Annotated in this window: 10 protein-coding genes; 9 read left to right on the top strand and 1 reads right to left on the bottom strand. The window is 63.9% G+C overall.

The window, feature by feature from the left end:
- On the top strand, positions 1 to 465 hold a 465-nt coding region (locus ACXJL8_RS30640; RefSeq protein ID WP_456686131.1), incomplete at its 5' end, for a hypothetical protein.
- Positions 466 to 478: 13 nt separating this feature from the next.
- Complete coding sequence (locus ACXJL8_RS30635; RefSeq protein ID WP_456686130.1) at positions 479 to 1,618, top strand: phage tail protein; 1,140 nt, start codon at positions 479 to 481, stop codon at positions 1,616 to 1,618.
- Here the strand turns inward: ACXJL8_RS30635 and ACXJL8_RS30630 are convergent.
- Positions 1,602 to 2,390: an FkbM family methyltransferase gene (locus tag ACXJL8_RS30630; RefSeq protein WP_456622133.1), complete on the bottom strand. Its 789-nt coding sequence runs from the start codon at positions 2,388 to 2,390 to the stop codon at positions 1,602 to 1,604. The two genes, ACXJL8_RS30635 and ACXJL8_RS30630, sit on opposite strands and share 17 nt — an antisense overlap.
- A gap of 108 nt (positions 2,391 to 2,498) precedes the next feature.
- Here ACXJL8_RS30630 and ACXJL8_RS30625 point away from each other — a divergent pair, with 108 nt between their 5' ends.
- The 7 genes from ACXJL8_RS30625 (at position 2,499) to ACXJL8_RS30595 (ending at position 5,977) form a co-directional block, all read left to right on the top strand.
- On the top strand, positions 2,499 to 3,722 hold the full coding sequence (locus ACXJL8_RS30625; protein ID WP_456622132.1) for a peptidoglycan-binding protein: 1,224 nt from the start codon (positions 2,499 to 2,501) through the stop codon (positions 3,720 to 3,722).
- A complete protein-coding gene (locus ACXJL8_RS30620; RefSeq protein ID WP_456622131.1) occupies positions 3,719 to 4,225 on the top strand; it encodes a protease IV in 507 nt (168 codons plus the stop codon). The genes ACXJL8_RS30625 and ACXJL8_RS30620 overlap by 4 nt, the downstream gene beginning before the upstream one ends.
- The gene (locus ACXJL8_RS30615) at positions 4,197 to 4,343 is read left to right on the top strand and encodes a hypothetical protein (protein ID WP_456622130.1); all 147 of its coding nucleotides are present in this window, start codon (positions 4,197 to 4,199) and stop codon (positions 4,341 to 4,343) included. The genes ACXJL8_RS30620 and ACXJL8_RS30615 overlap by 29 nt, the downstream gene beginning before the upstream one ends.
- On the top strand, positions 4,343 to 4,717 hold the full coding sequence (locus tag ACXJL8_RS30610) for a DUF1515 family protein (protein WP_456622129.1): 375 nt from the start codon (positions 4,343 to 4,345) through the stop codon (positions 4,715 to 4,717). Before ACXJL8_RS30615 ends, ACXJL8_RS30610 begins: the two co-directional genes overlap by 1 nt.
- Positions 4,714 to 4,953, top strand: a complete 240-nt coding sequence (locus ACXJL8_RS30605) for a hypothetical protein (protein WP_456622128.1) — start codon at positions 4,714 to 4,716, stop codon at positions 4,951 to 4,953. The genes ACXJL8_RS30610 and ACXJL8_RS30605 overlap by 4 nt, the downstream gene beginning before the upstream one ends.
- A 36-nt stretch (positions 4,954 to 4,989) precedes the next feature.
- The gene (locus ACXJL8_RS30600; protein ID WP_456622127.1) at positions 4,990 to 5,328 is read left to right on the top strand and encodes a hypothetical protein; all 339 of its coding nucleotides are present in this window, start codon (positions 4,990 to 4,992) and stop codon (positions 5,326 to 5,328) included.
- A gap of 451 nt (positions 5,329 to 5,779) precedes the next feature.
- Complete coding sequence (locus ACXJL8_RS30595) at positions 5,780 to 5,977, top strand: hypothetical protein (RefSeq protein WP_456686129.1); 198 nt, start codon at positions 5,780 to 5,782, stop codon at positions 5,975 to 5,977.
- Positions 5,978 to 6,281 lie beyond the last annotated feature (304 nt).

Here is a 6,281-nt window from a genome sequence, read left to right as displayed (position 1 = left end):
ACCCGCACCCTGGTCGGATTTGCGAGGGTCATCACCGGGCCGGCGTTCGTCGACACCGCCACGCAGCGTTTTGTCATTTCGTGGTTCAACCGGGACCGTCGCGATTTGCTCGGCGCGACCGACAGCACGTCGACGGAGACCACCAGCGGCTATGTCGAAAAGACGCCCAGCAAGATCGAATTCTTGTGCTGGACGACCGACGTCGTGCTGGCGACCGCAACGGGCACGCTCACCAATACCGTGAACAACGGGGCTGTTGGCATCGCAGTGATGATCGATGGAACGGTGGCGGGTACGCCGTGTGACGGCAACCTGGCTTCGACGTCGAACCGGTGCCCTGTCAGTCCGAGCGTCAACACAAGACTGACCGAGGGCTATCACTACGCCGACTTTGGCATCCGCACGCTGGGCAGCGGCACGGCGTCGGCGCAATACGGCATCACGACAACCGCCTGCGTCGGCTGAAAGGACGCTTTGCATGACCTTCGTTCGTCCCCGTGCGCGCATTCTCGAGATCTCGACCACGTCGGGCGGCGGGCCGCTGGCGCTCGCCGGCGCCGCCGATGGCTCCTACAACAATTTTGCCTCGTTCATGGCGGTCGGCGATCAGACCTATGTCACGATCGTCGAGCCCGGCGTCGCGTTCTGGAGCGGCGTTGCCACCTACAGCGCGGCCAACCAGCTGACGCTGACCACCGTCGAGGAGACCAAGGGCACCTTCGGTGCCGGCTCTAAGGAAGTCATGGCCTCGCCGCTGGCCTCGACTTCGATGTTCCGCGAGGACATCGCCGGCGCGATCGTCACCGGCGGCACGTCGACGGCATACACGGTCGCCTCCTACCGGAAGTACAACACGCTCGCCGAGCTCGACGGCAACATCATCGCATTCACGCCGCATGTGACCAATGGGCTCGGATCGCCCCATGTCTCGCTCAACGTCGATGGCCTAGGGGCCAAGGCGCTCCGCGCCGAGCCGACGCGAGAGCTCTACGCCGGCGTCCTGATCGCGGGAACGCCGTACACCGCGCGCTATGACGGCACCAACGGAATTTTCTATCTGCACGGGTTCTTCGGCGACCCCTACAACGTCCCGCTCGGGGCCGGCCTCGATTATTGGGGGCCGACCACGCCGAGCAGCGCGTTCGCGTTCCCGACGGGGCAGCCGATTTCCAGGGCGACTTACGCCGGCCTCTTCGCGCTGATCGGGACCACCTATGGCGTCGGTGACGGCTCGACCACGTTCAATCTGCCGGACAAGACGGAGCGCGTCTCGGTGATGAAGGCGAGCGCGCCGAGCCGTCTGACCTCGACCYATTTCGGTGGCAACTCGTCTCAGCTCGGCGCAGTCGGAGGTGCGGAGAGTCACGTGTTGACGACGGCGGAGATGCCATCTCATGGTCATGGTGTTACTGATCCAGGGCACTCCCACTTGTATTTCTCGCCGAACAACAGAGATCAGAAACCAAGTTCTGGCGGTTCGGCTCCGTACATCGATACACAGCAGATCAGCACGTCCGGTGCGACGACAGGCATCAGCATTCAGAACACTGGTGGCGGCGGTGCCCACGCGATCGTCCAGCCCACGATCGTCTGCAACTACATCATGCGAGTGTTTTAGGAAATTGGCTGAAGATGCCCACGGGAATGATGTTTTCGAGAGCTTCGGGAGGGAAAAACAGGAAGTCTCGGTGACCACCCAAACCGAACTTGTAATGCGGTACTTGCTCCGGGTTTGAGCAGGGCAGGTAGCGGTCTCCGAGAAACATGACTCCCGAATATCCTAAGGCTCGAAAGAATTCGAACAGCCGGGCACCTTCTGGAGCGGTTGCCTCAAACTGGACGACCGGGCGAAATTTTCGGATTGTCTGCTCTGCTCCGAGAAAGACGTTTAGCTCGTGACCCTCGACGTCGCACTTGATGAACTTCAGGTTTGAGATGTCGCGGAAGCTGTCGAGTTCTCTGGTCTGGACCGAGATGGTCTCGCCAATCGCTCTCGACAACGACGCGCTTCCGTCTCCGGCTCTCTTCCGCGAAAGTTTTGCGACGCGCTGGTTATTCGAAAGCGCCACGTTCAACGTCGCGACGTTGCTCCATCCGAACCGTCCCCGTCGCGCCTCAATATACTCGATCATCTCGGGTTGCGGATCAAAGGCGAGGACCTTTCCTTCAGATCCGACCGCGCGCGCGAGCCAAAAGGAATAGATGCCCTTGTTGGCACCAACATCGAGAACCGTAGCGCCACGCAATCTGAGGTTCGCAAGCGTCTTGAGTTGAAGGCGTTCTGTTCTGAACCGATAGCGGATGCAGCGCATCAGGAAACGTGCATCTTCATATTGAGTTGCGATCCGCTCTAGGGGCGAGCGGGCGCTTGCAAAACGGGCAATTGCCACCTTGGAAAATCCCCAGCTTTTTAAGTTGTGGGGACCGTATCACTGCAACTGCTCGTCGAACAACCCATCCGGGCTGCATTTCCCCATCTCAACCGAAAGTCTAACCACATGCTCGACCTGCATGGCATTTCGCGTGCCGCGTTCGATCTCGTCGTCGCCGCCGAGGTGACGAGCCAGGCCGCCTATGAGCGCAGATATCGCCGCGTGCTCGAATATCCCGGCGAGCAGAGCGGCCCGACCGGCGGCATCGGTTACGATTTCGGCACGCAGACCCGCGCGCAGATCTCGGCCGACTGGGGCGACAAAGTCGAGCCCGGCATGCTCAAGATCCTGCTCGGCGCCTCAGGCAAGCGCGGCGAGGCGGCGGCGGCCTATTCGCGCGCGACGCGCGGGCAGGTTGACATTCCCTGGGATGTCGCGCTCGACGTCTTCGCCAATCACGACCTGCCGCGCTATCTCGCCATCCTGGAGCGCTACTGTCCCGGCGCCGGCGCCCTCGGTCCGGACTGCAAGGGCGTGCTGTGGTCGATCGCGTTCAACCGCGACGCGGCGGGCTTCATCAAGGCCGGGCCGCGCTACGCCGAGATGCGCGAGATCCGCGCCTGCGTCGCCTCCGGCGATCTTGCCCGTATCCCCGGCCAGATCCGCTCGATGCAGCGGCTGTGGCCGAAAACCTCCGGGCTCTACGCGCGGCGCGAGACCGAGGCGCGGCTGTTCGAAAAGGGTTTGGCCGAGCACCATCCCGACCAGCACGCCCGACTCGAGGTGACGCCGCCGGCGCCGGATCCGGACGTCGTCGTCCAGGTCCAGACCCGGCTGCGCGAGCTGGGCTATTACGACGCCGGCGCGGTCGACGGCCAGCTGGTGCCGAAAGGGCGGACCGAGGCGGCAATCCTGGCGTTTCGGCATGAGCATGATCTGCCGCTCAAGCCCTCGATCGACGACGATCTGCTCGCCGCGATGGCGCGCGCCGAGCCGCGCCAGGTCTCGGAGGTCAGGGCCGGTGCGACGACGCAGGATCTGCGCGAGCAGGGCGTGCAGACCATCGCCATCACCGACCAGGTCAAGGGCTGGGCCGGCAGAATGTTCGGCACCGGCGGCGGCCTCGGCGGCGCCGGCGTGCTGGCCTGGATCACCGACAAGGCCACGGCGGTCTCCGGCGCCAAGGAAGCGGTCGGCGGCCTCGGCCTGACGCCGCAGATGGTCGCCGGTCTGGTCGCGGGCGTCGTCGTGCTCGCGCTCCTCGCCGGCCTCGGCGTGCTGGTCTGGAAGTTCGCCGACAAGATCGAGGCCAAGCGCGTTGCCGACTACCGTGCGGGGAAAAACACGTGAGCGCGATCATCCCCATCATCGTCCGGCTGGCCGGGCTTGTCGGCGTCAAGCTGTCGCCGTTCTGGGCTGGTGCGGTGTTTGCCGCAATCGTTGCGCTGATCCTCGGCGGCAGCGCGATCGGCGCCGGCGTCCATCTCTACAACGCGGGCTATGCGGCCGCGGACGGCGCCTGGCGCGAGAAGGCGCTCGAGGCGCAGCTCGCGGCGATGCGTGCCGACCTCGATGCGGCCAGGCGCGCCGCCGGCGACGAGGCGCTGCGCGCGGCAACAATCCAGCAACAGGCAGAGCAGGAAAGGGCGGGGACCGATGCCTATGTCGAGGATCTCGAGAAACGGACGGCGGCGCTCAGCGCGGGCGGCAAGCCTAACGCTTGCGCTCTCACTTGTGACGATCTGCGCGGGATGCGCATCAAATCCGGCGTCTGCGCCGCTGCACCGGGAGTTGCCGGCAGCCCCGGCGCGCCTGCTCAGTCCCGTGGGCGATCCCTCCGCAAAACTGAGTGACGACGCGCGCGAGCGCATGGCGCGCACGCGCGACGCGCTGAAAGAGGCGAACCGCCGCCTCGAGGCCGGACGCGCCTGGTACGACGGCGTGCGGCAGAGCTACGGCGAGGGGAAATAATGACCGAGGCAGAATCAACCCAAGCCGCGCTGCTCAAGATGGCGCAGACGATCGGCGGCCTCGTCGCCTCGGTCGATACGCTGACGCGGCAGTGGCGCGACCAGGACGAAAAAGCCTCGATCGGCCGCCGCGACATGCATCAAAAGATCGACCGCGTCGTCGACGACTTCCGCACGCTCGAGGGCTTGGTCAAGGCGGCAATCTCCGACATCGCCGACATGAAGCCGATCGTCGATGCCGTTGAGGTCGCCAAATTCAAGGCGGTCGGCGCGCTGACGGCCGGACGCTGGTTCTACTGGCTTGTGTTTGGCAGCGGCGGCGGCGCGGCAGCGTTGTGGATCGCCTCGCATTTTTTCCAGGTGACATTGAAATGAAGCTCGAACCGCAGATCCTGCGCCATCCGCTTGACCAGGCCCTATTCGGCACGGCCGCGATCAAGCTCCTGGTCGCGCTCGCGATCGTCATCGCGCTGCTGTCGCTGTTCGCGGCGATCGCCGAGGCGCGGCGGCAGCGCTCGATCTCGGCCGCAGGCTGGCTTGCCGGCGCCGCGGTCGTGGCGGCGATCGTCGCGGCCGTCCTGGTCGGCAGTGTGACGGCGGCATACGCGTGAATCCTGCAAATCGAAAGGAGACCGAGCTGTGAGCAAATGCCTTTTTGCGTTCCGCGGCCTGATTATCCGGGCTATCTCAACTTCACGCGCGAGGATGATGGGACGGTGTCCGTCCATGTGCGCGGCGATCCCGAGCAATTCGAGGGTGAGTATGTCTGCGGCTATGCCGGCCGCGACACCGGCTTGCCGGGCCGCTGCACGCCCGGCGACGATCGCTGCAACAATTACTGCAACATGGCCCCGGAAAAGGGCGCGATGCAGCCGGCGCCGCTGAGTTGCACGCAGGTCCGGGGCAGCGACACCGTCAAGCTGACGTTATCGGCGGCCGATTTCGAGCGACTGGTGGCGTCCTTTGAGGAAATCGGCAAAGCTTAGAATTCGTCCGCGACTGCCTCCCGGACGAACGCGGGGCCGCGGGGGGCGRCCCTGATCGAGCCCGGCGCGCGATGACCCCGCGCGCCGGGCTTTTTCTGAATCTGACAATTTCATCAATTCGGGCCGGTTTATTCGGCATTTCGGTCGCGGCGGGCTCTGTCGTCATCCTCGCGCACGGCCCGCTCAATCTTGGGGCAATCTTCACGGGACTCTAATCGGTGCCACGGGCGGGGCTTCGGTCGCGTGCCTAGTGGCCTAAACGGAACGTTCTCGCGATTGCCCCAATTTGATTTACTAACGACACGTTATTTTTTTGGCGTGTGAGCAGTATTGACCAGCAATTTTGGTGCTGAAATTGTTCCATTGGTTCCATCACCGCACGGCCCATGGCTTTTATCGGTGATGAGAACGCCAGTTGCGCTCCCGCCCTCTCGAGCAGCGGAGAAGCGACATGCAGCGTCGCCGTTTCAAAGAAAACTCAAGTCTCGAATACCGTCTTGACCAGAAAGCAACGAGCTTGCGCCAGCAAGCCAAGTTGCTCCCACCAGGGAGGCTGCGCGAACAAGTTCTTCGTCAGGCCCGCCAGATGGACGTTGCCTCTCACATGAATGCGTGGCTGACTTCCCCCGGTCTGCGCGCGCCCCAGTGAGGCATGCCGCGGCATCAATTCATGCGGCGACGGAGCCGCTTGATGATCTCTCGCAAGTCGTCCGCGTACTCCGCAATTACGCGTCGGGCCTCTTCCAAGCGTGAAGGCTTTGGCTCCGACAGGTCTTTGCCTGCAGGTGGATCGTCAGGATCGCCCATGGCCCGACGGTTTGACCCGAACCGGATGGGACCATTGAGCTACATCAACAGAACCGACCGGACTCCTAGCCGTCGGCCGGGTCGCATGCGAAGCTCTAACTATATTTTGCGTCTCGGAGGGAAACCCGATGCGCCTTGCTTTGCCC

The organism is Bradyrhizobium sp. P5_C11_2, from assembly GCF_054049755.1.
Note: the sequence above shows the minus strand (reverse complement) of the source record. Positions and strands in the feature narration are given on the sequence as shown.

Bases quoted from the DNA above. Each gene is read 5' to 3' on its own strand.
- ACXJL8_RS30625 (WP_456622132.1), top strand. From the start codon at position 2,499: ATGCTCGACCTGCATGGCATTTCGCGTGCCGCGTTCGATCTCGTCGTC.
- ACXJL8_RS30610 (WP_456622129.1), top strand. From the start codon at position 4,343: ATGACCGAGGCAGAATCAACCCAAGCCGCGCTGCTCAAGATGGCGCAG.
- ACXJL8_RS30605 (WP_456622128.1), top strand. From the start codon at position 4,714: ATGAAGCTCGAACCGCAGATCCTGCGCCATCCGCTTGACCAGGCCCTA.
- ACXJL8_RS30595 (WP_456686129.1), top strand. From the start codon at position 5,780: ATGCAGCGTCGCCGTTTCAAAGAAAACTCAAGTCTCGAATACCGTCTT.
- ACXJL8_RS30600 (WP_456622127.1), top strand. From the start codon at position 4,990: ATGCCTTTTTGCGTTCCGCGGCCTGATTATCCGGGCTATCTCAACTTC.